Origin of the sequence: Caldinitratiruptor microaerophilus (genome assembly GCF_025999835.1) — a bacterium.
GTDB classification, from domain to species: Bacteria; Bacillota; Sulfobacillia; order Symbiobacteriales; family ZC4RG38; genus Caldinitratiruptor; species Caldinitratiruptor microaerophilus.
This window is the reverse complement of sequence record NZ_AP025628.1, coordinates 1,114,493-1,138,688: the sequence shown is the minus strand read 5'-3', so window position 1 is coordinate 1,138,688 and position 24,196 is coordinate 1,114,493. Positions and strand designations below refer to the sequence as shown.

Sequence of the window (24,196 nt, the reverse complement as noted above, 5' to 3'; positions counted from 1 at the left end):
CCCGCCCGGGCGGGGGAACAGGGGGGACCGGAATGCTGAACCTCGAGCGACTCAGCGACATCACGCACGAGCTGTCATCGAACCTCATCCGTTCCATCGTCCTGCCACGCGGTCTCTGGCGCCGCCTGACCGGCCACGCCCGCAGGTCCCGGGACGCGGCGGCCGCCGACGCAGCCGCGGGCGAACCCTACCTCCGGTCGGGTACGGTGATCCTCTGCGGCTCCGAAGAGGTTCCCCACGACGCGGTGATTGCCGCCATCCACCGGGTGGGGGGTCGGGACTTCCGGGTGATCGTGCTCCGCGCGGGGGAGCTCGCGGAGAAATCCCCGGAGGCGCCGGCCGGATCGCACGGGTCCCAGGCCGGATCCCCTGCGGTCCGGGCCTTTCGCAAGTACGGCATTCCGGAGGTCCACACGGTCAACCTGCCCGGCCGCGCCGCGGCGGAAGACAGCGCCCTGGCCGCACGCCTCGCCGAGGCGGAGGTCGTCGTGCTCGAGGCCGGAGAGATCGCCGGGGCGCTCGACACGCTGATGGGCACGGCCGTGCACCGCGCCCTCGGGGAAGCCCTGGGCCGTGGCCACGTGCTCGTGGCGACGCGCCCGGCCCACCTGCTGCTGGCGGAGCGCCTGGTGATTCCGGGGGCGGGCGGCGGCACGTCGGCCGTCCCCGGGCTGTCCCTCCTGCCCGGGGTGGTGGTCCATGCCCCCCCGGGGAGGCAGCCGAGTCCCGCGGGCCTTCTCCACGCCCTCGGCACGCACCTCTCGCCCCAGCACCTCGGGATGGAGCTGGACCCCGGCGCGGTGCTGGTCGTGCGGGGGAACGAGGCCCAGGTCCTCGGCGACGGCGCCGTCACCTTCGCGGACGGCCGTGAGACCTCCACGACCTGCGACGAGGTGCTCCCCACCCGCGACCAGCCGCCGCCGGGCGATCTCCCGCCGGTGTGCAGCCTGCGCCTGCACCTCCTGGTACCCGGGTACAGCCTCAACCTCCGCACCCGCCGGCCCATGGCGCCGTCCCGGGAGAGCGCGCAGGCCGCCGTGGCGGCCGGAGACCGTTCCGCGTTTCCCGCGTGAACCGGGCATGACCCCGACCGGACCCGGCGGGTCGCCCCGGGTCGGTGGGGCCGGAGGGGACCGGCCGGCTAGATCTGCGGCAGCCTGCGGATGGTCTCCCGCAGGTTCTCGCGCCGGACGTGGGTGTAGATCTGCGTGGTCGAGATGTGGGCATGGCCGAGGAGATCCTGGATCGCCCGCAGGTTCGCCCCGCCCTCCAGCAGCAGCGTGGCGAACGTGTGGCGCAGCTTGTGCGGGGTGAGCGACCGGACCAGGTCGGCCGAGAAGCCGGCCCGCTTCGCGTAGGTCTTGATGAGGAACTGGACCCCCCGGGGGCCGATCGGCGTCAGGTCCTTCGACAGGAAAAGCGCGTCGGACACCCGCTGGCCTTCCAGCGGGTGTCCGGCAGGGAACACCGCCGGCCGCTGGCGCAGGTAGGTCTGAAGCCGCTGGGCGGCCGTGGGCGGCACGGGCACCACCCGTTCCTTGTCGCCCTTGCCCCGGATGGTGCAGAAGCCCAGCCGCAGCATCTCCTCCGCATGCCGCAGCCGCAGCGAGCACAGTTCCGAGACGCGCAGGCCCATGGTCAGGAGGAGGGTGAAGAGGGCGGCGTCCCGCGCCTTCATCCAGCTCTGCCGGCCGCCCTGGGCGTCTTCCCGCTCGAGGATGGTCCGGACGAACTCCCGCGCCTGTCCCTCGCTGAGGAAGACGGGCAGGGCCCGCTGGCCGCCCCGGGCGCGCGGCTGGAAGGCGCTTCGCTCGACCATCGGGTTGTCCTGGGCACGGATGAGGCCGATCTCGACCATCAGCTTGAAGAAGAGGCGGAGGGCCGACTCGCGCCGCGTTCTCGTACTCAATTTCAAATTGTCCTTCACCATGGCGACGCGGTAATCCAGAATATGGATGGGCCGGATCTCGGAGACCCGCTGCACGCCCGTGCCCGAGGCCACCAGCCACTCGAAGAAGATCCGCACGTCCCGGTAGTAGGCCTCGGCCGTCCGTGCGGCCCGGTTGGACCCCGTCACCGCCGCCCGGAAGCGCTCGAGGTTCTGGTCGAGTTCCGGCGGCAGGGGCGGCTTCGCCGGTTCGCCCTCGCCGGCGTCAGGACCGCCGGCCCCGCTACCGGACGCCGAGCCTGTGGGCCGTGCGCCGCCGGCCGTCGTGCCCGCGGTCTGCACCTGGCCGGCCGTCGCGGTCTCAGACCGCACTCCGCCGGGCGCTGAGCCCCGGCGCCGGCGCGGCGTCCCGCCGTGCGGCGTGCCGCGGTCCTGCGGATCGGACACTCGGTCGTCGCGGTTCGCCATCCGTTCGACCTCCGTACGCGGGGTGGCCCTGGAAGTGTGTCCCCAGGGGAAGTTCGCTGCCCGGCGGCGGCAACCTGCCTGCCGCCACAACATCGCATAAGATACATTATGCGATGGATTTGAAGCGGCCATTCTCCTTCCTCCACAGCAGTTCTGGGCTCACCCTGGCGGGCAGCACTCGGCCCCGCGCGGCCACCGCCCTTGTAACACGCGTGCCCCGGTGCGAGGAAACTCCGCACCATGCGAGCGACCGGGGCGCGCAGCGGGATGCGTACAAAGGCTCCGGACAAGTAAGCCTGGGGTCGCGCCGCGGGGCGGACGCTGCCCCCCACCGAACTTTTTCATCCCCCATGTGATCCATCCCCCGTCGTGCCCCGTATGTCCAGGTGAACATCATCCATCCGCCGATTGGGGGTACAGCGTGCAGTGCGCAGGTTCGGTGTTGCGCTGGGGCTGGCCGCCTTCCTCACCCTGGGCACGGCCCTGACGGCCTTCGCCCACGATGCGAGCGGCACGTTCGTGGTAGGCTCGACCCAGGTTCGGATCGCCGAGAAGGACGTCACCCTCGAGGTTCCCGTCCACGTGTTCAAGGACAACCAGGTCTGGGTCCCGGTCCGGGCCGTCGTGGAAGCCTGGGGAGGCAAGGTCGACTGGGACGGCGAAAAGAGGCAGGTACACGTGTTCGGCCCGGCCGGGCAGCACTTCATCCTGACCGTGGGCAGTGCCGAGGTGAACATCCTCTCCGGTGGCGGGTCCAGCCCCCTGTCCGGTCCCGTCCACATCGTGAAGGATCGGGCGCAGGTCCCGCTGAAGTTCCTGGCCGACAACTTCGGTTACCACTACGCCTTCGACGAAGCCACCAAGACCGTCAAGGTCACCGTCGAGGGCCACTGACCGCCCGGCGGCCACCTACGCCCGGCATGGCCCGGCGGCCCCTGGGGAAGCCCTGGGGCCGCCGGGCTGTACGCCCCTGGAGGACAGTGAGATGAGCGAAACGGACGCGGCGCTCGTCACCCGGCTGGCCGCCGGCGATCGGAGCGCCCTCGGCGACCTGTACGACCGTTACGCCCGCCCGGTCTACTCGCTCGCCCTCCGGATGCTCGGGGACGCCCAGTCCGCAGAGGACGTCACCCAGGAGGTCTTCCTGCGGGTCTGGCGGCAGGCGGCGCGCTACGATCCCCAGCGGGGCGAGGCCGGCACCTGGATCCTCCACATCGCGTACAACTTGACCGTGGATGCGCTGCGGGCGCGCCGGCGCGAGACGGCCCTGTCCTCGCCGGACGGCCGGGCCGGGTTCCCCGCCGCGCCCGAGGAGGCTGCCCTGCGCTCGGTGCTGAGCCTGCAGGTCCAGGAGGCGCTCGGCCGGCTGCCGCCGGAGCAGCGCCAGGCGCTGGAGATGGCCTACTTCGGCGCACGCACGCACCGCGAGATCGCCGCCGAGCTCAGGATCCCGCTCGGCACCGTCAAGAGCCGTCTGCGACTGGGTCTGGAGGCGCTCCGGGCCGCCCTCCTCGCGCCCGGTCCGAAGGGGGCCGACGATGATGAGCGAACGCGAATGTTCCTTCACTGAAAGCATCGCCGCGCTGGCCTTGCGAGCTCTCCCCCGGGACGAGGAGGAAACGGTGCGCAGCCACCTGGCGACCTGCCCGGCCTGCAGGCTCCGGTACGAGGAGGCGCTGGCCGTCGTGTCCCTGCTCCCGTACGCCGCGGCCGAACAGGCGCCACCCCCCCACCTCCGGCAGCGCATCCTCGCCCTGGCCGCTGCGGACGCCGGCGGCCGGCCCCCGGTCGGTGCCGGCCTGCCCGGCGCAGGGAGGCCGGGCAGCCCGGGAACGCCGGCCGGGCTGCGGGGGTGGCTCCGGCTGCCGGGGTGGGTCCGGCTCCGGGGATGGCGGCCGTGGATCGCCCTGGCGGCCGCCGTGTGGGTCCTGAGCCTCGGCGGGGCGCTCTGGCAGGTGAACCGGCTGAGCCGGCGGCTGGCGCTCCTGGAGGCGGCCGCTTCCCCTTCCGCTGCCGCCACGGGGCCGCTCGGGGAGGTCGAGGTCGTGCTGGCCGCGACCCCGGCGGCGCCGGGGGCGGTGGCCGAGGTGGCGACGTACCTCGACCCCGGCCGCCGCGGGCGGTGGATCCGGCTCGTCGCCCGGGGCCTGCCCCGCCTGGAGCCGGGCGAGGCCTACCAGCTCTGGCTCATCCACGGCCAGGAGCGGCGAAGCGGCGGCGTCTTCATCGTCGACGCCTCTGGCAGCGGAAGCCTCGCCATCTGGGTCCCCGACGACGTGCCGGTCGACAGCCTCGGCGTGTCCCGGGAGCCGGACCCCTACGGCACGGCGCCGCGCGGCCCCCGGGTGCTCTACGGACGGCTGGACCTCGCCCGGTCCGGCCAGCTCAGGCCGTGACGGTTCTCACGCCGTGTCAGGAAGGACGTGGACGAATTCCGCCTTCAGCGCGACGGTCCACTGCTTCACCGTCCCGACGGCCAGCCGGTCGTACATGTACGTGGGGAGCGTGATGTGGAGATTGGGGAGCCGCACCCCCGCGGCCCGCGCGCACGGCTCGAAGAGCAGGTTCACGTGACCCCCGTACACGACCTCCTGCACGATGGCGCCCGGAATCCGCGTCTCGCCCGGCCTGGGCGGCTCGCCGGCCTGCTCCTTGCGGACCAGCATCACGTGCTCCGGGCGGATGCAGCACTCCACCCGCTGTGCCGGTGCGAAGGGCCCCGGCGGGCCCCAGAGCGTCAGGCCGCCGGGACCGGCCACGCGGGTGTACCGCTCCGTGACCTCCTCCACCCGGCCGGGCAGGAAGTTCTTCACCCCGACGAAGCGGGCGACGGGTTTTGAGGCCGGCCGGTAGTACACCTCGTCGCGCGGCCCGAACTGGAGCACCCGTCCGCCCTCGTAGACGGCGATCTCCCGGCTCAGCGCGTACGCCTCCTCGAGGTTGTGGGTGACCAGGAGCGTCGGGATGGGGAGTTCCTGCAGGAGTTCGAGGAGCTCGCGATGGAGCCGGCTGCGGATGATGCTGTCGAGCGCGGCGAAGGGCTCGTCCAGGAGAAGTGCCGCCGGCCGTGTCACCAGCGCCCGGGCCAGGGCGACCCGCTGCTGCTGGCCGCCGGAAAGCTCGTGCGGCCGCCGGCGCTCGAGCCCTTCCAGGCGGACGGCGCGCAGCACCTGCCGGACCCGCGCCTCCCGCTCCTGCCGGGGCAGGCGGTGCAGGCCGTAGGCGACGTTCCCGGCCACCGTCATGTGGGGGAACAGGGCGTAGTTCTGGAACACGTACCCGACGTTCCGGCGCTCCGGCGGCAGGTTGACGCCGGTCCCGGAATCGAACACCACGCGGCCCCCGATCTCGATGCGACCGGCGTCGGGCGTGACCAGACCGGCGATGCACTGGAGCGTCATGCTCTTGCCCGAGCCCGAGGGCCCGAAGAGCGCCACGACGTGGTCCTTGACCTCGAGGTTCACGTGCAGGCGAAAGCTGCCGAGGTCCTTCGCAATCCGGCACGCGAGCACGGGCTCACCACCCCGTGAGCCGGGCGAAGCGCCCCACGACCGCCAGGATGGCGACCGTCACCACGCTGATCACCACTACCAGGGCGGCCGCCAGCGGCTGGTTCCCGGCCTGCACCGCGTCGTAGATCGCCACGGAGAGGGTCTGGGTCTGCCCGGGGATGTTCCCCGCCACCATGAGGGTCGCTCCGAATTCCCCCATGGCGCGGGCAAACGCGAGCACCGCCCCGGCGACGATGCCGCGCCAGGCGAGGGGCATCGTGACCGTGAGGAAGACCGACGCCTCCGAGCGGCCGAGGGTCCGGGCCGCCGCCTCGAGCCGGGGGTCGATCGCCTCGAAGGCCGCCTGGGCCGACCTGGCGACCAGGGGAACGGCCACGACGGTCGCCGCGAGGACAGCCGCCTGCCACGTGAAGACCAGGGTGATGCCCCAGCGCCCCTCCAGCAGCCGGCCGAGCGGGCTCTGGCGGCCGATCACCAGGAGCAGGTAGTAGCCCAGCACCGTGGGCGGGAGGACCATCGGCAGGGTGACCAGGGCGGCCAGCAGGTCGGCGCCGGGAAGCCGGCGCCTGGCCAGGAGCCAGGCCAGCGGCACCCCGACCGCCAGCGCAGCCAGGGTCGCCAGGGCGGCCACCTTGAGGGAAAGGTAGAGCGGAAACCAGTCGACGCCTCTCATCGTGCCCCCTCTTCCGGGCGTGCGTACCCGTATTTCTCGAGAACGGCCTGCCCCTCCGGGCCGACGACGAACTGCAGGAACCGGCGGGCGGCCCCCTCCCTGGGGGTGCCCTTCACCACCGCGGCCGCCTGGTTGAGGGGCGAGTACAGGCGGTCGTCGATCGGGGACGCGACGACCTCCGGCACCCCGGCCTCGGACCGCGAGACGATGCCCGCCTCGGCGTTGCCGGTCTGGACGAACTGGAGCGTCTGGCGGATGTTCTCCCCGAACACGAGCTTGGGTTCCACCTTCTCCCAGATCCCGGCCCGCGTGAGCGCCTCCCTCGCCGCCGCGCCATACGGGGCATGAGCCGGGTTGGCGATGGCGACCTTCCGGATGCGGGGATCCGCAAGCGCGGCCAGGTCACGGACCTCGACCGCGGCGGCCCGGTTCGCGACGAGCACGATCCGGCCGCGCGCGTAGAGGACCCGGGTGTCGGGGATCATCAGCCCCCGGGCCAGGAGGGCGTCCACGTACCCCACGTCGGCCGAGGCGAAGACGTCGACGGGCGCCCCGTTCTCGATCTGCCGGGCCAGCTGCCCGCTCGCGCCGAAGGTCAGGACCACCTTCTCCCCGGTGGATGCCTCGAAACCCGCCGCGATCTCGGTGAACGCCTGCTGGAGGTTCGCCGCCGCTGCGACGGTCAGGGGGCGGCCCGCGGGCTCCCGGCGGTCGCCCGCGGCCCGCAGGCACCCGGCCTGCACGAGGAGCGCCATGAAGACGAGCGCCACGGCGAACCGGTGTCGTGACTGCATGTCCTGCTCCCTTCGTTCCTCCACCCGTCCGGCCCGGAGGCTCCCGGCGGTGGCCGGTGGGGCCGGCTTCGGGCGTGCCGGCGGTCGTCCAGTTTGTTCGACGCCGTCCGCGTCGTGTCCTGGCACGACCCCGGCACATCCGGGACCGGCCCGCCGTATACTGGGCCCTGCGGGCGGCCCTGTGGCGCCGCACCCCGGCCGCGCGGCGATCCGGGAGCCAGGGGGCGGGAGCACGTCGCCGGTTGGTTTACATAGTGTATGTGACGAGGGGGTCCACCATCCGGCGCAGGTAAGGTGAGTCACTGATGGCCGTGCTCAACATCCGGTCGCTCCTCGACCACCTCACCGGCGACCGCGTCCAGGTCTTCTTCGACCAGTCGAGCCAGGTGGGACGGGTCGCGGCGCTGACGGACGATCTCCTCGTCCTGTGCACCGCCGACGGGCAGGTCGTCTGGATCAACGTGGCCGACATCCGGGCGGTGCGGCGCCTCGACGACCGGGGCCGCGCGTAGGAGGTGACCCCCGTGCTGCTCTCGACCCGGGTCACCCGCCCGGCTCCCGACCCCCCCCGGGTGAGGGCCGCCCCTCCCGCCCTCGCCGGCCCCGTCCGCGCGCGCCACCTCCCCCTCCCCGTGCTGGCCGGGGGTGAGGATCGCCCGGACACCGGCCTGGCACACGTCCTGGATCGCATGGTCGGCCAGCCCGTGCAGATCGCCCTCGCCGGCGGCCTGACCCTGCAGGGCGTCCTGGCGGCTGCGGCGGGCGACACCCTGGTCCTGGCCGGGGCCGGTCCCGTCACCTACGTGAACGCCCGCGACGTTGTCGGGATCGCCTCGGCGAGCCGTGTGACGGCGGCGGCCGGGAGCGCGGTGATGACCACCGCCCGGGCCGCGTCCCAGCCGGAGCCCGGAGAGCCACGCCCCAGCGAGCCCACACCCGCCGAGGCGGGGTCCGAGGCACGGCCGCCCGCTCACCCCGGGGAAACCGCCCCGACGGCGGCCGGGAGCCGACGCCCTGCCGTGCTCTTCACCCAGCCGACCTCGTTCTCCCAGACCCACCGGACAGGCCCGCAGACGGCCCGCGCCGCCGTGCGGCCGCCCTGCCCGCGGTCGGTGCGCTGGCACTGCGTGGCGATCGTACGTTGAGGGCCGGCGGGGGCCACAGGGCCGGCGGCCGGTTGACAGGGGTACGGCCAGGGGTATACGATCTCCCCGATGGCCTACCTGACACGCGCCCAGATCGAGCGGGCGGCGCGGCAGCTGGCGGACATGGTGGTGGACGTCCACCTCCGGGTCGGCGTGCGGGGGCCCGATCCCGGGGCGGCCTGGGACCTCGCCGCGGACCTCGCCCGCCTGTCGCCCCTCATCCACGTCTCGTGGCTCGAGACGAACGGCCCGGACGGCGCCGACGGCACCCTGGCCCTGGCGCTGGCGGACGCCGCCGGGGCCGACCGGGGGGTGTGGTTCCGCACCGTCCCGCAGGGTCTCGAGGTCGACGTCCTCGTGCAGGACGTCGTGGACCTCTCCCGCGGGCGGCGGCCGGTGTCGCCGCTTGCCGCCGGGGAACTCGCACGGCTCCGGCGCCCGCTGCTCCTGGAGGTCCTCGTGGCGCCCGACTGTCCGCGCTGCGCCCACGCCGCCGCCCTGGCCCACCGGCTCGCCATGGCGGCTGGCGGGCTCAAGGCTGCCGTCGTGGACGCCGGCGCGATGCCGTCCTACCTCGACCGCTTCCGGGTGGGCACGGTGCCGTACTTCGTGGTCGGCGGCCGCACGGGCTTCGCCGGGCCGCTGCCGGAGCTCGTGCTGGTGCAGCGGCTCGTCCAGGCCGCTGCAGCCGGCGCGGAATAGCCGGGCGGCCTGTCCGCCGTTTTCGTGCGGTTGCGCCGCCCGGCCGGCAGGTGGTACAATGAGGTGGCCGCAAGGAAGTGAACGCCGCGGTCCGGTAGCCAAGCGGTAAGGCAAGGGTCTGCAAAACCCTTATTCGGCGGTTCGAATCCGCCCCGGACCTCCACGCCGTGGCGCCGGAGGGCGATCCGACAGAGGTCGGCCCTCCGGCGCCGTTTCGCGCCCGGCGCGCCGCTCCCCCCGGCGCGTGCCTCCGGGCGGAAACGCGTGCATTTCGTGCCGTTTCGCGCGACAATGGTCGCCAAGAACGCGCAGCAGGAGGCCAACCATGCCACGTGTCTTCTCGGGTGTCCAGCCGAGCGGCAGCCTGACTCTCGGCAACTACCTCGGGGCGATGCGCCACTTCGTCGAGCTGCAGGACCGGGCGGAGTGCTTCTACTGCGTCGTGGACCTGCACGCGCTCACCGTGCCGCAGGACCCGGAGGAGCTGCGGCGGAACACCCTCGCCGTCGCCGCCCTGTTCATCGCGGTGGGCCTCGACCCCGCCCGGACGACCCTGTTCGTCCAGTCGCACGTGCCGGCGCACGCGGAGCTCGGCTGGCTCCTCCAGTGCATCGCCCACTTCGGGGAGCTCGGGCGCATGACCCAGTTCAAGGAGAAGTCCGAGGGCAAGGAGAGCGTCTCGGTGGGCCTTTTCACCTACCCGACGCTCATGGCCGCGGACATCCTCCTCTACGACGCGGACCTCGTGCCCGTTGGCGAGGACCAGAAGCAGCACCTGGAGCTGACCCGGGACCTCGCCCAGCGGTTCAACCAGCGTTACGGCCCCACGTTCACCGTGCCGGAGCCGGCCATCGCCCAGGTCGGGGCGCGGATCATGTCGCTGCAGAACCCGCGCAGGAAGATGAGCAAGAGCGACCCCGACCCGAACGGCTACATCACCCTGCTCGACCCGCCCGACGCGGTCCGCAAGAAGATCGGCCGGGCGGTGACGGACGCGGGGCGGGAGGTCCGCTACGACGAGGAGGAGAAGCCGGGGATCTCCAACCTCCTCCAGATCTACTCGCTGCTGTCCGGCGAGCCGATTCCCGCCCTCGAGGAGCGGTACGCCGGCAAGGGTTACGGCCAGTTCAAGTCCGACCTGGCGGACGTGGTCGTCGCCGCCCTCGAGCCCATCCAGCGCCGGTACCATGAGCTCATGAACTCCGGCACGCTGGAGGACGTGCTGGCCGAAGGCGCGGCCCGGGCGCAGGCAGTGGCCGGGCCCAAGCTGATGGAAATCCGGCAGCGCATGGGCCTCCTCGACCCGCGGAGCGTCACCGGACGGGTGGGTCGGGTATAGCCCGGCTCCCGGCCGGACAGGATGCGCAATGGCAGGTTGCGGCAGGGGGTGGGCAGCCACCCGGAGAAGCTAACCAGGTGTAGCGCATCACTGCCAACGAGGGGGGACTCGCGTGAGCGCATTTCAGGAGGCACTGCGGGCTCGGGGCGTGGGGCCCGCCTCCCGTCCGGGTACGGCCGTCACCTTCGGAATCGCCGGGGAGCCCGGCAGCAGCCGCCTGCGCTGGCTCGTCGAGGGGCTCAAGGCGTCCCTCGAGGAGGCCGGCCACCGGTACGTGGCCGTCCCGCAGGGGGACCTCCGCCTGGTCCTGAACGTCGTCGATCCCGCACGCCCCCGCCCCTTCCGCCGCAAGGCCCAGGCCACGTTCGTCGTGTCCCTCACGGAGGTGCAGGAGCGTCCTGAAGACATTCTCCGGGCCGGGTACCCGATCCTGATCCGCTCCCTGTCGAACCTCCTCCTGTACCTGGTGAATGGCGGCGACTCGTTCGAGCTCCACTTCGTGACGCTCGAGCGGGGGACCTACCCGATCCCGTTCACGCCGGGGGACGAAGCAGGCTTCTTCGCCCGGGTGCGGGAGCGGCTCCTGCCTCTGGCGTGCTCGAACCTGGTCGTGAACAACATCTTCGATCCGGACCTGCCCGAGGCGCTCTGGAACGGCAACGAGACCACGGAGGCGCTGCGGCGTGCCGGGCAGCGCCTGGACGCGCTCGACCTGCTTCCCGCGCCGTTCCCCATCCAGGAACTCCTGCCGGCGCGGGACTTCCGCCACGTGCAGCGCCTGTACGGGATCGGGGGGCTGAGCTACGGCAACCTCAGCGCCCGTCACGAGGGGAACACGTTTTGGATGAGCGCCAGCGGGGTCAACAAGGCAGACCTGCGGGTGATCGGTCAGGACATCCTCCTCGTGAAGGGGTACGACCCCGAGCACAACGCGATCCGTCTCAGCGTGCCGCCGGGGATCGAGCCGCGGCGGGTCTCGGTGGACGCCATCGAGCACTGGCTCATCTACACGGAGCATCCGCAGGTCGGCGCGATCGTCCACGTCCACGCCTGGATGGAAGGCGTCCGGTCCACGGAGATCAACTATCCGTGCGGCACCCTCGAGCTGGGGCAGGCGGTCGCCGACCTCGTGCGGCAGGCGCCGGACCCGGCCCGGGCCGTCGTGGGCCTCAAGAACCATGGGCTCACGATCACGGGGCCCGACCTGGAGGACATCTTCAACCGGATCGAGGGGCGGATCCTGCGGCAGGTACCCATGTCCTGACACCGCCCTGCCCGAGGGGAGGCGCAGGAAGGCGCACGGAGGGAGCCGCCGGCGGCCACGGTGCCGGGCGGCTCCCCTCGCGCCCGGGTCCGCCTGCGGGCCCGGAGCTCAGTCCGGGATCTCGATCAGAGTGGCCATGGCCGGGCCGCCGCCGGCGCACTGGGAGGCGATGCCGCGCCGCAGTCCTCGCCTGCGCAGTTCGTGGGCCAGGGTGAGGATGAGTCGGGCCCCGGTCGCCCCTACCGGGTGGCCGAGCGCGATCGCCCCGCCGTTCACGTTCACCCGGTCCTCGGGCAGCTCGAGCTCGCGGGTGCAGGCCAGGACCTGCGCGGCGAACGCCTCGTTGATCTCGAAGAGGTCGACGTCGCCGATCCCCAGCCCGGTCACCTGAAGGAGCTTGCGGATCGCCGGCACGGGCCCGATCCCCATGACGCGCGGCTCCACGGCCACGCTCACCGACGCCACCAGGCGGGCCAGCGGCCGGATGCCGCGCAGGCGGGCCGTCTCCTCACTCATGAGCACCAGCGCCACGGCGCCATCGTTGATCCCGGAGGAGTTCCCGGCCGTGCAGATGCCCCCCTCCTCGAAGGCGGGCCGCAGCTTCGCCAGGCCCTCGGCCGTGGTCCATGGCTTGGGGTGCTCGTCCTCCTCGAAGAGCACCTCCTCCCCTTTCTTCTCGCCGGGCACCTTGACCGGGACGATCTCGTCCCGGAACCGGCCCTCCCGGATCGCCCGCGCCGCCCGCTCCTGCGAGCGCAGGGCGAAGGCGTCGGCCTCCTCCCGGGTGATCCCCCGCTCCCGGGCGACGATCTCCGCCGTCACGCCCATGTGCCGGTCGATGAACGGGTCCTGGAGGGCGTCCCACAGAAGCCCGTCCTGCAACGTGTCCGCGCCGAGGCGGTGGCCCCAGCGGTGGCCGAGCAGCAGGAACGGAACCTGGCTCATCGCCTCCATGCCGCCCGCCACCACGATCTCCGCGCGCCCGAGCTGGATCTGGTCCGCCCCGATCTGCACCGCCCGGGACCCCGAGGAGCACTGCTGGTTGATCACGCTGGCGGGGGCCCCGATGGCGACCCCCGCCCGCAGGGCCGCCTGCCGGGCGGGGTTGGCGCGGAAGCCCGCCTGGTAGACCTGGCCCATGACGACCTCGTCGACCTCGTCCCCGCTCACCCCGGCACGGTGAAGCGCCCCCCTGATGGCCTCCGCGGTGAACTCGACCAGCGGCACCCGGCTGAGCCGCCCCCCGAAGGTGCCGAAGGCCGTGCGGGCGCCGGCTGCGATCACGACGCCAGTCACCTTGCACTCCCCTTTCGCGCGGAATGAAAAGGATTTCGCCGGTGCCGCCCGCCGACCCTGTCCCGGGCCCCTGACTCCGCCGCGCGCCGGGCCATGCGCCGGTGCGGGCCATACACTGGTGAGCGGAGGCGGGAAAGGGGGAAAGCCCGTTGCGGGATTCCCGGCTCATCCTGGCGCTCAGCGGGCTCGCGCTGCTGGCGGCGTCGCGGCGCCCGGGTCCGCCGATCCGGTACGTGGCCCTGGGTGACTCCCTGACCGCCGGCATCGGCGCGTTCTACGGCTTCGGGTTCGCCGACCACGTCGCGCGCCTCCTCCGCCGGCTCGGGAGGCCGGTCCGCTACGTGAACCTCGGCCGCATCCGGATGACGAGCCCCGGCCTCCTCCGGGCCCTCGACCAGAGCGAGAGCCTGCGGGACGAGATCCGTGGCGCGGAGGTGATCACCCTCTGCATCGGCGGCAACGACCTCCTCCGCTGCCGCGAGAACCCGGACTGCCTCGAAGCGGCGGCGGCGCGGTTCCCGGCCCACTGGAGGGCCGCGGTCGAGAGGATCCGGGCCCTGAACCCCGGGGCCACCCTCGTGGCCGTCACGCTCTACAACCCCTACCCGGCCGGGCACCCCAAGCGGGAGCAGGCCGAGCGGTTCATCGAAGCGATCAATCGCACGATCCGGGACCCGGACCTCGCTCGCGCGCACCGGCTGGTCGTGGCCGAGGCGTGCGCCGCCATCGACGGCCGGGAGCCCACCCGGACCTGGGTGCTCCTGGGCGACATCCACCCGAACGGCATCGGCCACCGGGCGGTGGCCCGGGAGATCTACCGCTGCGTGGCCTCCGCCTGCCGGCCTGATCCGAACCCGGAGCCGGGTTCGTCGCGTCCTCTTACCGGATAGGCGTCGGCCGGGTCCCCCGGTGTTCCCGGGACAGGGGAACCGGCCGGGGAGGGACGCAGGTTGACCTGGGTGTGGCTGGCGGTCCTGGCGGGGGTGGCGCTAGGCGTGGGGTGGAACTGGCGCCAGGCGGAACGGGAGCGGCGCAGACGCCACGAGGACCGGCTGCGCTCGCTGAACGAGGCGTACGGCCGGGTGGCGGAACGCGTCGTCGACCTTTTCGACGCCGTCCACCGCGCCCGGGAGGGCAGCGGGCGCACGGCCTCCGCCTTTGCCGCGGTCGAGCGCGCCTTCGAGGAGGCATCCCGCGCGCATGGGACCGTCGCCGGGCTCATGGAGGCGATCCGGGAGGCCGCCGCCCGCGGCAACTGGAGCGTCTTGCGCGAGAGGGAACAGGAGGTGCGCCGCCGCCTGGGCGAGGTGACCTCAGCTCTGGATCGCCTGGAGTCGCAGCTCGCCGCCTTCCGCGCCGAGTGGGAGGCCGGGCCGGCGGCCGTCGAGGAGGCGGCCGGGCGCGTGGAGGCGCTCGGTCGCCGGCTCGAGACGGTCGAGGCCCGCCTTGGCTTCGCCGTACCGGCGCGGCGGCACGTCGAGAGCCTGAGGGCGTTCCTCGACCGGGCTCGTGCCGACCTGGCCACCGGCAACCCCGTCGCCGCCCGCCACAAGGCCGAGGACCTCGCGGTCCGGCTGCCCCAGGTCGAAGACCACCTCGGGCTGTACGAGAGCGCGGCCGGGGCCATCGAACAGGCGGCGGCCGACCTGGCGCGGGCCGAGGCGGACGCCGGCGGCGACCCGGCCCTGCAGGGGCACCTCGAAGCGGCGCGGGCGGCCCTGGCCGAGCTGAGGCCGCTGGTGGAGCAGGGTGAACTGGAGCGCTTTCAACGGCGCCTCGCCGATCTCCACGCGTCCCTCCGCGCGGCACGCGGGAACGGAAGGGCCGGGGGAGACACCGTGCACTGAGCGACGAGCTATACGCCATGACCATGACGGTTGTCCTCAGCGATAGAGATTGTCATGAAGATGCGAACAACGGTCCACAGTTTCCACAGACTTATCCACAGACCCGCTGTGTTCTGGTTCGAACTGCAAGGGGCGCGTCCATGAAGGACGCGCCCCTTTCACACCTGCTGGGCCTTCTGCTGGGCCCTGGCCTGCTCCTGCTGCTGCTTCTGCTGCTGCTGGTTGAGCGGGTTGTTCTGGTTGAGGTACTGCAGCCGGGACTCCAGGATCTTCACGTGCCGCTCCATGTCCTGGCGCATCTCCGTGAACATCGCCTTGGCGGCCGGATCCTGCGTGGACTCGGCGAACATGGCGTACGCTCCCTGCGCCTGCAGGGCGCCCGCGATCGCCTTCTGGAGGTCCTGCTGGATCGTCAACGCGGCCTCCCCCTCGTCGAGATCATCCTTTCGGGTTGAACACCAGGGCCGTCAGGAAGCCGAACACGATGGCGGCCGCGATGCCGCTCGACGTCATCTCGAACATCCCGGTCAGGATGCCCACGAGGCCGTGGGCACGGGCTTCCATGAGAGCCCCCTGGACCAGGGCGTTGCCGAAGCTCGAGATCGGGACCGTGGCCCCCGCGCCGGCGAAGTCGACCAGACGGTCGTAGAGCCCCAGGCCCCCGAGAATTCCGCCGGCGACGGTGAGGCCGGTCAGCACGTGGCCGTTCGTGTACTTCGTGTTGTCCAGGATCAGCTGGGCGATGAGGCAGATCAGCCCGCCGACCAGAAACGCCTTCAAGTAGATCATCTGGCCTCGATCACCACGCCGTGCGCCACCGCCGGGATGTTCTCGCCCTGCTGGGCGCTGGTGGTGGACAGGAGGGCTCCCGTCGCCACCAGGAGGAGGCGCCGGATCCGCCCCCGCTCCATCTCCCGGGCGAAGTGTCCGAACGTGACCACGGCCGAGCAGGCGCACCCGCTGCCCCCGGAGTGGACGCCCTGATCTTCCCGGTAGATGAGGATCCCGCAGTCCGTGAAGTTGTCGCCCAGAGTGATCCCGGCGTCCCGCGCCACCAACTCCCGGGCGAGCTGGTGCCCGAAGCGCGCGAGGTCACCGGTGGCGATGAGGTCGTAATCCTCCGGCCGCCGCCCGGTGTCGAGCAGGTGGCGGACGATCGTGTCCGCCGCTGCCGGCGCCATCGCGGCTCCCTGGTTGTACGGGTCCTTCACCCCGTGGTCGAACACCTTCCCGAGCGTGGCATGGGTGACCCGCGGGCCCTCGCCCTCCCGCGACAGCACCGCTGCCCCGGCCCCCGTGACGGTCCACTGGCTGTACGGCTTGCGCTGCCCACCGTACTCGACCGGATAGCGATACTGGCGCTCGGCCGTCGCGTTGTGGCTCGAACAGGCGACCAGCACCCGGCGGGCGAACCCGCCGTCGATGAGCATGGCCGCCAGCGCCAGCCCTTCGGCCGACGTCGAGCACGCACCGTACACCCCGAGATAGGGTGCCCCGATCTCGAGTGCGGTGAAGCTGGCCGTGATGATCTGGTTCAGGAGGTCGCCGGCGAGGAAGAAATCCACGTCCGCCGGCGTGAGCCCCGCCTTCTGCAGGGCGGTCAGGCAGGCGTTCTTCATCATCTCGCGCTCGGCCTTCTCGAAGCTGTCCTGGCCGAGGGTCACGTCCCGGTAGACGTGGTCGAAGTCGGCGCCGAGAGGCCCCTCCCCTTCCTTCGGGCCCGCCACCGCCGCCATCCCGACGATCACCGGCGGGTTCTGGAACGCGACGGTCTGGCGTCCGAGTCGCTTCTCCGCCACCGGTATCACCCCGGGATGAGCGTGGCGAGGAGCGCCACGACGAAGGCCGTGACGACCCCGAAGGTGATGACCGACCCCGCCAGCATGAACATCTTGCTGCCGACGCCCTGGACCAGTCCTTCCCGCTTGAACTCGAGCGCGGAGGCGGCGATGGAGTTCGCGAAGCCGGTGACGGGGACGGCCAGCCCGGCACCGGCGTACTTGGCCAGGCGGTCGAACACGCCGAGGCCCGTGAGCAGGGCTGCCACGAAGATCAGGGTCACCACGGCGGGGCCCGTCGCCGCCTTCTTGTCGAGTCCGAGGGTCAGCCGGTAGAAGTCGGTGAGGGCCTGGCCGAGCACGCTGACCAGGCCGCCCACTCCGAACGCCATGAGCGCGTTGCGAAGGCGGGGGGGACGGGGCTCCCGGGCGCTCACGAGCTGGTGGTACCGGACCTGTTCGGCGCTCCTGGGTTTCTTCGCCACTGGGCGCCACCTCCCGGCCGCTAGTCTGCGGCGGCCGGAATGCCCGTATACGGCGCGAGAGAAGGCCCGGGTAGCCCCCGGGCCCGCTCCCGACGGCGCCCCGGCTTTCGAGCGAGCCGCGCGCCGGCGGTTCGAAAGCCGCCGCGCTCAGTCGCCGCCCACGTAAGAGTGCAGGCCGACGATCAGGAGGTTCACCCCGATGAGGGTGAACAGGACCACGCCAAAGCCGAGGACGGCTGCCCAGGCCGACGGTCGCCCGGCCCACCCCTTGTTGATGCGGAGGTGCAGGTACCCCGAGTACGTGAGCCAAGTGATGAACGCCCACGTCTCCTTGGGGTCCCAGAACCAGTAGCGGCCCCAGGCTTCCTTGGCCCAGATCATGGCGAACACGAGTCCGCCCAGGGTGAAGATCGGGTAGCCGATGGCGATGGCCCGGTAGCTGACCTCGTCCAGGATGTCCTCGTCCAGCCCCCGGACCAGTCCTGCGAATCCCTCGCCGAGCGGACGGCCGCGCAGGAGAAGCCCGCGCAGGGCGTAGTACAGCAGGGTGCCGGCGAGGACGGAGAACAGGAGCGTGTTCAGGTTCTTCCCCTTGAGGGCGGCCGGCGCAGCCACGAGGGGCAGCGGGAGGCCCAGCAGCGTCCCCTTCTCCCCCACCGCCGCCCCGGCCGGGCCGATCACGGGGGGCAGGTGGTAGAGCACCGTCTTGCCGTCCAGGGAGAAGACCCACTGCATCCCCGCGACGTTGCGCAGGCCGTAGGCGAGGACCGTGAAGGCGAACAGGGTGAGAATGGCCCAGAGGACGCCCTCGAGCGCCGCCGCACCCCACCTGCCGGCCCGGTCACGGGTGCGGACGAGGTACAGCAGGGCGGCGCCGAAGGCGACGGCGAAGAACCCCTCGCCCAGGGCCGCCGTGCTCACGTGCAGCCAGAGCCAGTAGCTCTGCAGCGCCGGGATGAGCGGCTTGACCTCCTTGGGGAACACGTAGGCGTAGGCGAGGATCACCACCGCCAGGGGCGCCACCACGGTGCCCAGGGCCGGGAGCCGGTACATCCGGTACAGCACCTGGAAGGCGAGCATGCTGGTGAATGCCATGAAGCCCACGAACTCGTACATGTTGGACGTGGGCCAGTGGCCGGCGCCCTGCCAGCGGGCCAGGATGCCGAGCGCGTGCGCCGCCGTCCCCAGCGTGAGCAGCCGGAACGCCAGCTCCGGCGCGGTGCGGTACCAGGCCGTGCCGGCGGCAGCCCCCGGTCCCCCGGCGCCGGCCAGGGCGGGAACCACGGCGGCGCGGCGCGCCCCGATCACTCCGGCCGCATAGGCGATGCTGGCGACCAGGTAGCTGAAGAAAGCAATCCCCAGGAGCCAGAAGCTCAGGCTAATCCAGGTGGACTGCATGACTTTGGCCTCCTCGCACCCGGAGATCCTCGCCGCCAGGACCCTCCGCTGCCCGGGCGGGGGCGGCAGACGCCGGCAGGGAGACAGGCGCGGCCGCAGGACTGGCGAGTCCCCGGTAGCCCTTGATCACCGTTCCGCCCATGTCCCCGGCGATCCGCTCGACCTCGCGCTGAAGCCCCAGCCGGTTCTTGTAGGTCCACCCGCCGAGGACGATCCGCGCCCCGGTGTCCACCGCCCAGAGCTGGCGGTGGAAGAGGAAGAAGGTCATCCCCATCCCGATCATCACGACCGTGAGTGCAGCGAACATGAACGGCACACTCCGGTCGCGGTGGGCCTTCAGCCCCGTGTACCAGCGGGTCCGGAGCCCCGTCTGCTCGAGGTAGACGGGCCCCGAGGCGAAGAGCGGCACCTCCTGCCCGGGCGCGATCAGCACGGCGACGGCCTGCCGGCCGACCTCGGCGCCGCGTTCGTCCGTGAAGCTCAGCAGGAACACCGGGTTGAGGATGTCCCGGCTCTTGTTCGTCGGCTGCTTGGTCTGGGGGTCGATGGTGAAGTCCGGGTAGTACTCGCGCACCACCACCCGGTAGGGGCTGCGGGTGGCGTACTCGGGCGCGGGATCCTTCAGGTCGATCTCGAGGTCATCGAGGACCCGGCCGGTATTCCTGTCCACCAGCCGGAACAGCGCCACGCCGGGCTCCTCCCGCCACGAGGCCTGGTAGATCTCCCACCCCTGGTAGCGCAGCGGGTGGTTCACCTCGATGGCCGCCCGCTTGACCTCCTGTCCCGAGTCGATCAGCACCGCGTCCGTCCGGTACTCCTTCGGCATGCCGGACGGGTACGTCTCCAGGGTGAACTTCTCGTTGCGGATGGCCAGGCGAGTCCCCGGGATGGCCACGGTCTGGCCGTCGGCAACCCACAGGTCCTGAGTCACGTCCCATCCCGGCAGGACCTTCGACGTCGCCGCGAACGCCGCGATGATGAGGCCGATGTGGATCACGTACGGCCCGTAGCGCGACAGGCGCCCCCGGTCCGCGTGCAGGCTTCCTTTCCCCGTCCAGACGCGGAACCCACGCCGGCGGAGCAGCTTCTCGAGAGCCTCGAGGCGCCCACCGCCGGAGGGCAGCTCGGCAACCACCGGCAGGCGGCGCACGAACGACTCCGGCTTGGCCGCCTGCGGCCGCTGCAGCGCCCGGTGCAGCGGCACGAGCCGCTGCAGGCTGCAGACGATCAGGCTGATCACGCCCAGGTAGACGAGCGACACGAACCAGAAGGACTTGTAAGCGTGGGTCAGCCCGAGCTGCATGAACAGGTTGCCCCAGAAGGGGCCATAGCGCGCCGGGTAGTAGAGCTCGGGGGGGCGCCAGTCGTTGTACAGCCCCTCCTGCTCGATCAGGCTGCCGGCGATCGACGCGACCGCGATCAGGAAGATGATCACGGTCGCCACGCGGGTCGAGGCGAAGAAGTCCCAGGCTGCGTCGAGGAACTCCGTCCACGCCGACCGGGTACCGGCACCCCCGGGTGTGCTCACCCCCGGCGTGGGCCGTGGGGCGGTGCCGCGTGCATGGATGCCGTCCGCAGCCGCTTCAGCGTTCCCGTCTCCGGCTACCGCCGCGCCGCAGACGGCGCAGAAGCGCGCTTCGCCGCGTGCGCCAGGGAGGACGGCGCCGCATGCCGGGCAACGCCCGGTAGCCGTAGCGGCCAGTTCTCTGACGTGCATTCGTCCCCCACCTGGAAGTCATGATTCCGTACCCTTCTGTGTCGGCATGCGAGATGCTCCTTTGAAACGGGATCTGCAACGCAGGACGGGCTCAGAAGCCGGAGAAGCCGGTGACGGCGATGAGCCACGCCAGGATGCGCTCGAGGCGTCCCGTCGCCAGCAGGACGCCGGTCAGGATCATGAGGCCGCCTCCCACCCGCTCGACCATCCCACTGTACCGGGCCAGCCAGCGGGCCGAGCCCAGCCCGTAGGCGAGCAGCAGGAAGGGCAGGGCGAACCCGACGGAGTACGCCAGCAGCAGCGGAACCCCTGTCCCCGGCTGGGACGCCGCCAGCGCGAGGACGGCGGTCAGAATGGGTCCGATGCACGGCGTCCAGCCCGCCGCGAAAGCCAGGCCCACCACGAAGGAACCCATGTAGCCTGCCGGCTTCCGCGCGAGTTGCAGCCGCGCCTCGCGCTGCAGGAGCGGGATCCGGAGAACGCCGAGGAGGGCGAGCCCCATCGCGACCATGATGACCCCGCCGACCAGCCGGAGCACGCCGCGGCCCGAGTAGAACAGGCTGGAGAGGGCCGAGGTGACCAGGCCGAGTGCGACCCAGATCACGGAGAAGCCGAGCATGAAGAAAATGGCGTGCTGCATCACCTGGGCTCGGGCCTTGGACCCCCCCGCCTCGATCTCGCCGAGGGACATCCCGGTGAGGTACGAGATGTAGGAAGGGTAGACCGGGACCACACAGGGCGAGAGGAAAGACAGCACACCGGCTCCGAAGGCGAAGAGTATGCTTGGCGCCGCGGTCTCCAACCGCACCCCTCCAACCGGTCCGCCTACGGCGCCAGGACGCGCCGGACTTCCGAGAAGACCCGGTTCCGGTCCATGGCGCCTTCTACCTTGCTGCGAACGACACCCTGGCGATCGATGAAGAAGCTCGTGGGCAGGGGAATGATCCCGTATTGCTCCGTCACGTGTAGATCCCTGTCCAGGAGCACGGGGAGGCGGATGCCGTACCGCTCCAGGAACGACCGGATGGCCACCGGGCTCTCGTCCAGGTTGACCGCCAGGACCACCAGCCCTTCCGGCCCGAAGCGCTCCTGCGCCTCCTGCAGGTAGGGCATCTCCTCCCGGCAAGGGGGGCACCAGCTCGCCCAGAAGTTCAGGAGCACCGCCTTGCCCCGGAGGTCCGAGAGGCGGACCGTGGAGCCGTCCAGAGCGGTCAGCGCGAAGTCCGGCGCCGGCGCGCCCGGGATCACCGTCCGCCGGGATCCCCCGCCGGGCCGCAGCAGGAGAGCCAGGACGAGGCCCAGCGTCACGAAGGTGATGGCCGCCATGGTCCGGCGTTTCCACGCCGGCCGGCCGTAGGCCGGGTTTCCGTGGGCGGCGGCAGCCCCGGCGGCGGCGTTCTTGCTGTCCCAGCCGCAGTGATGGCAGAAACGCCCGCCGCGCCACAGGACCGTGGCGCACTCCGGGCAGACGATGCCGGCTGTGTCGGCCGCCGCCAACGGGGGTTCACCTCCCGGCCCGGGACGTCGGGATTATCATAGCACACCCGGCCCACGCACAAGATTATCGTTACGAAAAGTCACTAGCATGGTATGTCTGCGGCGCCCCGGTGTCAATGCGGCGAGACACCAATTCTCTCGGGCGCGGGCCGGATGGCGCGAGAAGCCGCCCGTGACGGACGGGCGACGGTGCTTCAGGCCCGCGGGGTGCCGGAACGGGTCAGACGGGCTCGCAGGGCGCTGTCGAGCGCCCAATCCGAGAGTTCCGGGAAGCGGCGGGCGACCGCGATCGACAGCTCGCGCATGGGCAGGCCGCGCTCGGCGGGGGGCCGCCGCGCTTCGCGGGCCAGCAGCCGTCCGATCGCCCGGGCGAGGGCCCGGAGGTCGTCGCCCCGGCTGTAGTCGCCCTTGCGGGCCAGCATCAGGGCTTCCCCGAAGCGAGACCGCATCTCGTCGATCTCCCCGGCGAGCGCCGGCGGCAGCGGGGCGACGCCCGGCCCCGCCGCATCCTGCCGGATTGCCAGAGCGGCCTGCATTGCGCTCCCCCCTGGACGGTCAGCGCAGCCTACCGGTCGCCGCTCGGAACCGGTACGAGCAAGACCTGCCCCGGTTCGATGCGCGGGTCCGGCAGGTGATTGGCCTCCATGATGTCCCAGACCACGTCACGAACGTCCCGTTCACCACCGGACAGGCGGACCGCGATCCCCCACAGGGTGTCTCCCGGCGAGACGACCACGGTTTCCATGCGGGGCCGCGGCGCCCCGCCGGCGATGGCCTCCACGATTCGCGGCACCAGGGCCCACAGCATCAGGGCAGCGGCGGCCACCACTCCCAGGCGCCGCAATAGCCGCCGGCGTTCCCGGTTCGAACGCGAGCGCCGCACTCCGACTCCACCCGCCTTTGCCTTCCCGGCCGTGAGGTAGCCCCAGGGCGAATGCATGTGCGCCGAAACAGGTGTTCGCTATCATGCTAGCACGAACTGGCGTTCGATGCAAGTGCCCGCGCCCGATTTCGAACACCTGTTTGCAGACGAGCCAGCCTGTGGTACAATTGGTGCCAGAATGCGATCCAGCCCCGGCCGGAGAGGCCGCGGGCCCCGTACCGTGAGGGACCGAGCCGCACGGAAAGGAGTGAACGGTCCGGACCCGCAGAGCCCCGGGTTGGTCGCCGGGGACGTAGCCCCGCGGCGGGCCGGGCGGCACCACATGCCGGAGCGCCTCACCGAACGGCAGCGCCAGGTTCTCCAGTTCATCAAGGACCAGATCCGCCGCAAGGGCTACCCGCCCTCGGTCCGGGAGATCGGGGAGGCCATCGGCCTCAGCTCGAGCTCCACGGTGCACGGCCACCTGGCCCGGCTCGAGGAGAAGGGGTATCTGCGCCGGGACCCCACCAAACCCCGGGCGATCGAGGTTCTGGATGACGAGCCAAAGGCGGTGAAGCGGGTCGTCAACGTGCCCGTGGTCGGCCGGGTGACGGCCGGACAGCCGATCCTGGCGGCGGAGAACATCGAGGACTACTTCCCGGTGCCGTCCGACTTCCTGCGGCCGGACGAAGAGTACAACGTCTTCTTCCTGAGCGTGCAGGGCGACTCGATGATCGGCGCGGGCATCCTGGACGGCGACTACGTGCTGGTGCGCCGCACCTTTGCCGCCCAGAACGGCGATATCGTGGTGGCCCTGGTGCCCGGGCCCGGCGAACCGGAGGCCACCGTCAAGCGCTTCTTCCGCGAGGTGGATCACATCCGGCTGCAACCGGAGAACCCGAACCTGGAACCGATACGCGTCCGGGAGTGCACGATCCTCGGCAAGGTGGTCGGGCTCGTCCGCCGCTTCGACTGAGTTCCGGGCGCGAGAACCCGAAGGGCCAGCCGTCTCCGGCTGGCCCCTGGTCGTTCTTCAGGATCGGGCAGTTCCCGGCTCAGCGCCCGCGCCCGGCGTTCCGGGTCCGGCGGGCCCCCGGCTCCGCCGAATCGGCAGCCGCAGGCGGTGCGGGCTCGTTCCTGCCGGGGCCCAGGAGCGCCTGGGCCGCACGCAGTGCGGTGAGCTTGGCCTGCAGCTGCTGCATCTCGACCTCGAGGTTCTCGATCGTCCGCCGGGTGTTCTCCCGTGCTTCGACCAGCGCCGCGACCTCGACCTGGAGCGCCCGCTGGTGTTCCTCGGAAAGCTCGCCAAGGAGTTCCAGGGTCCGCTCGAGGCGGTCCAGGTTGGCCTGCAGGAGCTCGAGCCGCGCCTTCTTGGTCGTCCACGCTTCCTCGAGTTCCCGGGTTCGCTGCTCGAAGTAGGCGATGGGGTCGAAGAAGTCCAGGTCCGGCATGGCGATCGCCCCCCGGATGTACCGGCGCCAAGTACGTCTAGTAGTCCTATTCTAGCGCGAGGGTCCGGTCCCGTCGATAC

At 71.7% G+C, this 24,196-nt stretch carries 28 protein-coding genes and 1 tRNA gene; 13 read left to right on the top strand and 16 right to left on the bottom strand.

Annotated elements, in window-relative coordinates:
- Window positions 1-32 precede the first annotated feature (32 nt).
- A complete protein-coding gene (locus caldi_RS05545) occupies window positions 33-1,073 on the top strand; it encodes a hypothetical protein (protein WP_264844107.1) in 1,041 nt (346 codons plus the stop codon).
- A 68-nt stretch (window positions 1,074-1,141) separates the two neighbouring features.
- Here the strand turns inward: caldi_RS05545 and caldi_RS05540 are convergent, their stop codons facing one another.
- Window positions 1,142-2,356 carry a tyrosine-type recombinase/integrase gene (locus tag caldi_RS05540; protein WP_264844106.1) on the bottom strand — a complete coding sequence of 405 codons (1,215 nt, stop codon included), beginning with the start codon at window positions 2,354-2,356 and terminating at the stop codon, window positions 1,142-1,144.
- A 426-nt stretch (window positions 2,357-2,782) separates the two neighbouring features.
- On the opposite strand from caldi_RS05540, the gene caldi_RS05535 reads away from it, so the two are divergent.
- The 3 genes from caldi_RS05535 to caldi_RS05525 all read left to right on the top strand — a co-directional run bounded on the left by caldi_RS05535 (window position 2,783) and on the right by caldi_RS05525 (window position 4,752).
- Complete coding sequence (locus caldi_RS05535; RefSeq protein ID WP_264844105.1) at window positions 2,783-3,250, top strand: copper amine oxidase N-terminal domain-containing protein; 468 nt, start codon at window positions 2,783-2,785, stop codon at window positions 3,248-3,250.
- A gap of 91 nt (window positions 3,251-3,341) precedes the next feature.
- On the top strand, window positions 3,342-3,926 hold the full coding sequence (locus tag caldi_RS05530) for an RNA polymerase sigma factor (protein ID WP_264844104.1): 585 nt from the start codon (window positions 3,342-3,344) through the stop codon (window positions 3,924-3,926).
- Window positions 3,898-4,752 (top strand): anti-sigma factor, encoded by an 855-nt coding sequence (locus caldi_RS05525; protein WP_264844103.1) that lies wholly within the window; start codon window positions 3,898-3,900, stop codon window positions 4,750-4,752. The genes caldi_RS05530 and caldi_RS05525 overlap by 29 nt, the downstream gene beginning before the upstream one ends.
- A 6-nt stretch (window positions 4,753-4,758) precedes the next feature.
- Here the strand turns inward: caldi_RS05525 and caldi_RS05520 are convergent, their stop codons facing one another.
- Genes caldi_RS05520 through modA form a run of 3 tightly spaced genes read right to left on the bottom strand, consistent with a single transcriptional unit; the run spans window position 4,759 to window position 7,335 of the window.
- A complete protein-coding gene (locus tag caldi_RS05520) occupies window positions 4,759-5,868 on the bottom strand; it encodes an ABC transporter ATP-binding protein (RefSeq protein WP_264844102.1) in 1,110 nt (369 codons plus the stop codon).
- Between the two features lie 4 nt (window positions 5,869-5,872).
- Window positions 5,873-6,541: a molybdate ABC transporter permease subunit gene (modB, locus tag caldi_RS05515; protein ID WP_264844101.1), complete on the bottom strand. Its 669-nt coding sequence runs from the start codon at window positions 6,539-6,541 to the stop codon at window positions 5,873-5,875.
- Entirely contained in the window at window positions 6,538-7,335 is a 798-nt protein-coding gene (modA, locus tag caldi_RS05510; protein WP_264844100.1) for a molybdate ABC transporter substrate-binding protein, read from the bottom strand. Before modA ends, modB begins: the two co-directional genes overlap by 4 nt.
- Before the next feature lie 305 nt (window positions 7,336-7,640).
- Here modA and caldi_RS05505 point away from each other — a divergent pair, with 305 nt between their 5' ends.
- The 6 genes from caldi_RS05505 to caldi_RS05480 all read left to right on the top strand — a co-directional run bounded on the left by caldi_RS05505 (window position 7,641) and on the right by caldi_RS05480 (window position 11,785).
- Complete coding sequence (locus caldi_RS05505) at window positions 7,641-7,847, top strand: hypothetical protein (protein ID WP_264844099.1); 207 nt, start codon at window positions 7,641-7,643, stop codon at window positions 7,845-7,847.
- Window positions 7,848-7,859: 12 nt separating this feature from the next.
- Entirely contained in the window at window positions 7,860-8,480 is a 621-nt protein-coding gene (locus caldi_RS05500; protein ID WP_264844098.1) for a hypothetical protein, read from the top strand.
- A 69-nt stretch (window positions 8,481-8,549) separates the two neighbouring features.
- Window positions 8,550-9,182, top strand: coding sequence for a thioredoxin family protein (locus tag caldi_RS05495; RefSeq protein ID WP_264844097.1), 633 nt, complete (start codon window positions 8,550-8,552; stop codon window positions 9,180-9,182).
- Between the two features lie 88 nt (window positions 9,183-9,270).
- Window positions 9,271-9,345 (top strand) — tRNA-Cys (locus tag caldi_RS05490).
- Between the two features lie 162 nt (window positions 9,346-9,507).
- Window positions 9,508-10,521, top strand: coding sequence for a tryptophan--tRNA ligase (gene trpS / locus caldi_RS05485; RefSeq protein ID WP_264844096.1), 1,014 nt, complete (start codon window positions 9,508-9,510; stop codon window positions 10,519-10,521).
- Window positions 10,522-10,633: 112 nt separating this feature from the next.
- A complete protein-coding gene (locus caldi_RS05480) occupies window positions 10,634-11,785 on the top strand; it encodes a class II aldolase/adducin family protein (RefSeq protein ID WP_264844095.1) in 1,152 nt (383 codons plus the stop codon).
- 108 nt (window positions 11,786-11,893) lie between these two features.
- On the opposite strand, the gene caldi_RS05475 is transcribed toward caldi_RS05480, so the two are convergent.
- Complete coding sequence (locus caldi_RS05475) at window positions 11,894-13,081, bottom strand: thiolase family protein (protein ID WP_264844094.1); 1,188 nt, start codon at window positions 13,079-13,081, stop codon at window positions 11,894-11,896.
- A gap of 149 nt (window positions 13,082-13,230) precedes the next feature.
- On the opposite strand from caldi_RS05475, the gene caldi_RS05470 reads away from it, so the two are divergent.
- Together caldi_RS05470 and caldi_RS05465 are read left to right on the top strand one after the other, a co-directional pair.
- Window positions 13,231-13,971 (top strand): SGNH/GDSL hydrolase family protein, encoded by a 741-nt coding sequence (locus caldi_RS05470; protein WP_264844093.1) that lies wholly within the window; start codon window positions 13,231-13,233, stop codon window positions 13,969-13,971.
- Between the two features lie 60 nt (window positions 13,972-14,031).
- Complete coding sequence (locus tag caldi_RS05465; RefSeq protein WP_264844092.1) at window positions 14,032-14,928, top strand: hypothetical protein; 897 nt, start codon at window positions 14,032-14,034, stop codon at window positions 14,926-14,928.
- A 158-nt stretch (window positions 14,929-15,086) separates the two neighbouring features.
- Here the strand turns inward: caldi_RS05465 and caldi_RS05460 are convergent, their stop codons facing one another.
- The 10 genes from caldi_RS05460 to caldi_RS05415 all read right to left on the bottom strand — a co-directional run bounded on the left by caldi_RS05460 (window position 15,087) and on the right by caldi_RS05415 (window position 22,686).
- Complete coding sequence (locus caldi_RS05460) at window positions 15,087-15,344, bottom strand: DUF1657 domain-containing protein (RefSeq protein WP_264844091.1); 258 nt, start codon at window positions 15,342-15,344, stop codon at window positions 15,087-15,089.
- Between the two features lie 22 nt (window positions 15,345-15,366).
- A complete protein-coding gene (gene spoVAE, locus caldi_RS05455; protein ID WP_264844090.1) occupies window positions 15,367-15,717 on the bottom strand; it encodes a stage V sporulation protein AE in 351 nt (116 codons plus the stop codon).
- Window positions 15,714-16,727: a stage V sporulation protein AD gene (gene spoVAD / locus caldi_RS05450; protein ID WP_264844089.1), complete on the bottom strand. Its 1,014-nt coding sequence runs from the start codon at window positions 16,725-16,727 to the stop codon at window positions 15,714-15,716. The genes spoVAE and spoVAD overlap by 4 nt, the downstream gene beginning before the upstream one ends.
- Window positions 16,728-16,732: 5 nt before the next feature.
- Window positions 16,733-17,191, bottom strand: a complete 459-nt coding sequence (gene spoVAC / locus caldi_RS05445; protein ID WP_264844088.1) for a stage V sporulation protein AC — start codon at window positions 17,189-17,191, stop codon at window positions 16,733-16,735.
- 147 nt (window positions 17,192-17,338) lie between these two features.
- The gene (gene ccsA / locus caldi_RS05440) at window positions 17,339-18,589 is read right to left on the bottom strand and encodes a cytochrome c biogenesis protein CcsA (protein ID WP_264844087.1); all 1,251 of its coding nucleotides are present in this window, start codon (window positions 18,587-18,589) and stop codon (window positions 17,339-17,341) included.
- The gene (gene resB, locus caldi_RS05435; RefSeq protein ID WP_264844086.1) at window positions 18,570-20,117 is read right to left on the bottom strand and encodes a cytochrome c biogenesis protein ResB; all 1,548 of its coding nucleotides are present in this window, start codon (window positions 20,115-20,117) and stop codon (window positions 18,570-18,572) included. Before resB ends, ccsA begins: the two co-directional genes overlap by 20 nt.
- Before the next feature lie 280 nt (window positions 20,118-20,397).
- Window positions 20,398-21,108 (bottom strand): cytochrome c biogenesis protein CcdA, encoded by a 711-nt coding sequence (locus caldi_RS05430; RefSeq protein ID WP_264844085.1) that lies wholly within the window; start codon window positions 21,106-21,108, stop codon window positions 20,398-20,400.
- A 23-nt stretch (window positions 21,109-21,131) separates the two neighbouring features.
- A complete protein-coding gene (locus caldi_RS05425; protein ID WP_264844084.1) occupies window positions 21,132-21,803 on the bottom strand; it encodes a redoxin domain-containing protein in 672 nt (223 codons plus the stop codon).
- Between the two features lie 194 nt (window positions 21,804-21,997).
- Window positions 21,998-22,339: a hypothetical protein gene (locus tag caldi_RS05420; RefSeq protein WP_264844083.1), complete on the bottom strand. Its 342-nt coding sequence runs from the start codon at window positions 22,337-22,339 to the stop codon at window positions 21,998-22,000.
- Window positions 22,340-22,368: 29 nt separating this feature from the next.
- Window positions 22,369-22,686: a LysM peptidoglycan-binding domain-containing protein gene (locus tag caldi_RS05415; RefSeq protein WP_264844082.1), complete on the bottom strand. Its 318-nt coding sequence runs from the start codon at window positions 22,684-22,686 to the stop codon at window positions 22,369-22,371.
- A gap of 322 nt (window positions 22,687-23,008) precedes the next feature.
- Between caldi_RS05415 and lexA the strand changes: the two genes are divergently transcribed.
- A complete protein-coding gene (gene lexA, locus caldi_RS05410) occupies window positions 23,009-23,641 on the top strand; it encodes a transcriptional repressor LexA (RefSeq protein WP_264844081.1) in 633 nt (210 codons plus the stop codon).
- Between the two features lie 79 nt (window positions 23,642-23,720).
- Here the strand turns inward: lexA and caldi_RS05405 are convergent, their stop codons facing one another.
- Window positions 23,721-24,116, bottom strand: coding sequence for a hypothetical protein (locus caldi_RS05405; RefSeq protein WP_264844080.1), 396 nt, complete (start codon window positions 24,114-24,116; stop codon window positions 23,721-23,723).
- Between the last annotated feature and the right edge of the window lie 80 nt (window positions 24,117-24,196).

Bases quoted from the DNA above. Each gene is read 5' to 3' on its own strand.
- caldi_RS05545 (WP_264844107.1), top strand. From the start codon at position 33: ATGCTGAACCTCGAGCGACTCAGCGACATCACGCACGAGCTGTCATCG.
- caldi_RS05540 (WP_264844106.1), bottom strand. From the start codon at position 2,356: ATGGCGAACCGCGACGACCGAGTGTCCGATCCGCAGGACCGCGGCACG.
- caldi_RS05530 (WP_264844104.1), top strand. From the start codon at position 3,342: ATGAGCGAAACGGACGCGGCGCTCGTCACCCGGCTGGCCGCCGGCGAT.
- caldi_RS05525 (WP_264844103.1), top strand. From the start codon at position 3,898: ATGAGCGAACGCGAATGTTCCTTCACTGAAAGCATCGCCGCGCTGGCC.
- modB (WP_264844101.1), bottom strand. From the start codon at position 6,541: ATGAGAGGCGTCGACTGGTTTCCGCTCTACCTTTCCCTCAAGGTGGCC.
- modA (WP_264844100.1), bottom strand. From the start codon at position 7,335: ATGCAGTCACGACACCGGTTCGCCGTGGCGCTCGTCTTCATGGCGCTC.
- caldi_RS05505 (WP_264844099.1), top strand. From the start codon at position 7,641: ATGGCCGTGCTCAACATCCGGTCGCTCCTCGACCACCTCACCGGCGAC.
- caldi_RS05495 (WP_264844097.1), top strand. From the start codon at position 8,550: ATGGCCTACCTGACACGCGCCCAGATCGAGCGGGCGGCGCGGCAGCTG.
- trpS (WP_264844096.1), top strand. From the start codon at position 9,508: ATGCCACGTGTCTTCTCGGGTGTCCAGCCGAGCGGCAGCCTGACTCTC.
- spoVAE (WP_264844090.1), bottom strand. From the start codon at position 15,717: ATGATCTACTTGAAGGCGTTTCTGGTCGGCGGGCTGATCTGCCTCATC.
- ccsA (WP_264844087.1), bottom strand. From the start codon at position 18,589: ATGCAGTCCACCTGGATTAGCCTGAGCTTCTGGCTCCTGGGGATTGCT.
- caldi_RS05420 (WP_264844083.1), bottom strand. From the start codon at position 22,339: ATGCAGGCCGCTCTGGCAATCCGGCAGGATGCGGCGGGGCCGGGCGTC.
- lexA (WP_264844081.1), top strand. From the start codon at position 23,009: ATGCCGGAGCGCCTCACCGAACGGCAGCGCCAGGTTCTCCAGTTCATC.
- caldi_RS05405 (WP_264844080.1), bottom strand. From the start codon at position 24,116: ATGCCGGACCTGGACTTCTTCGACCCCATCGCCTACTTCGAGCAGCGA.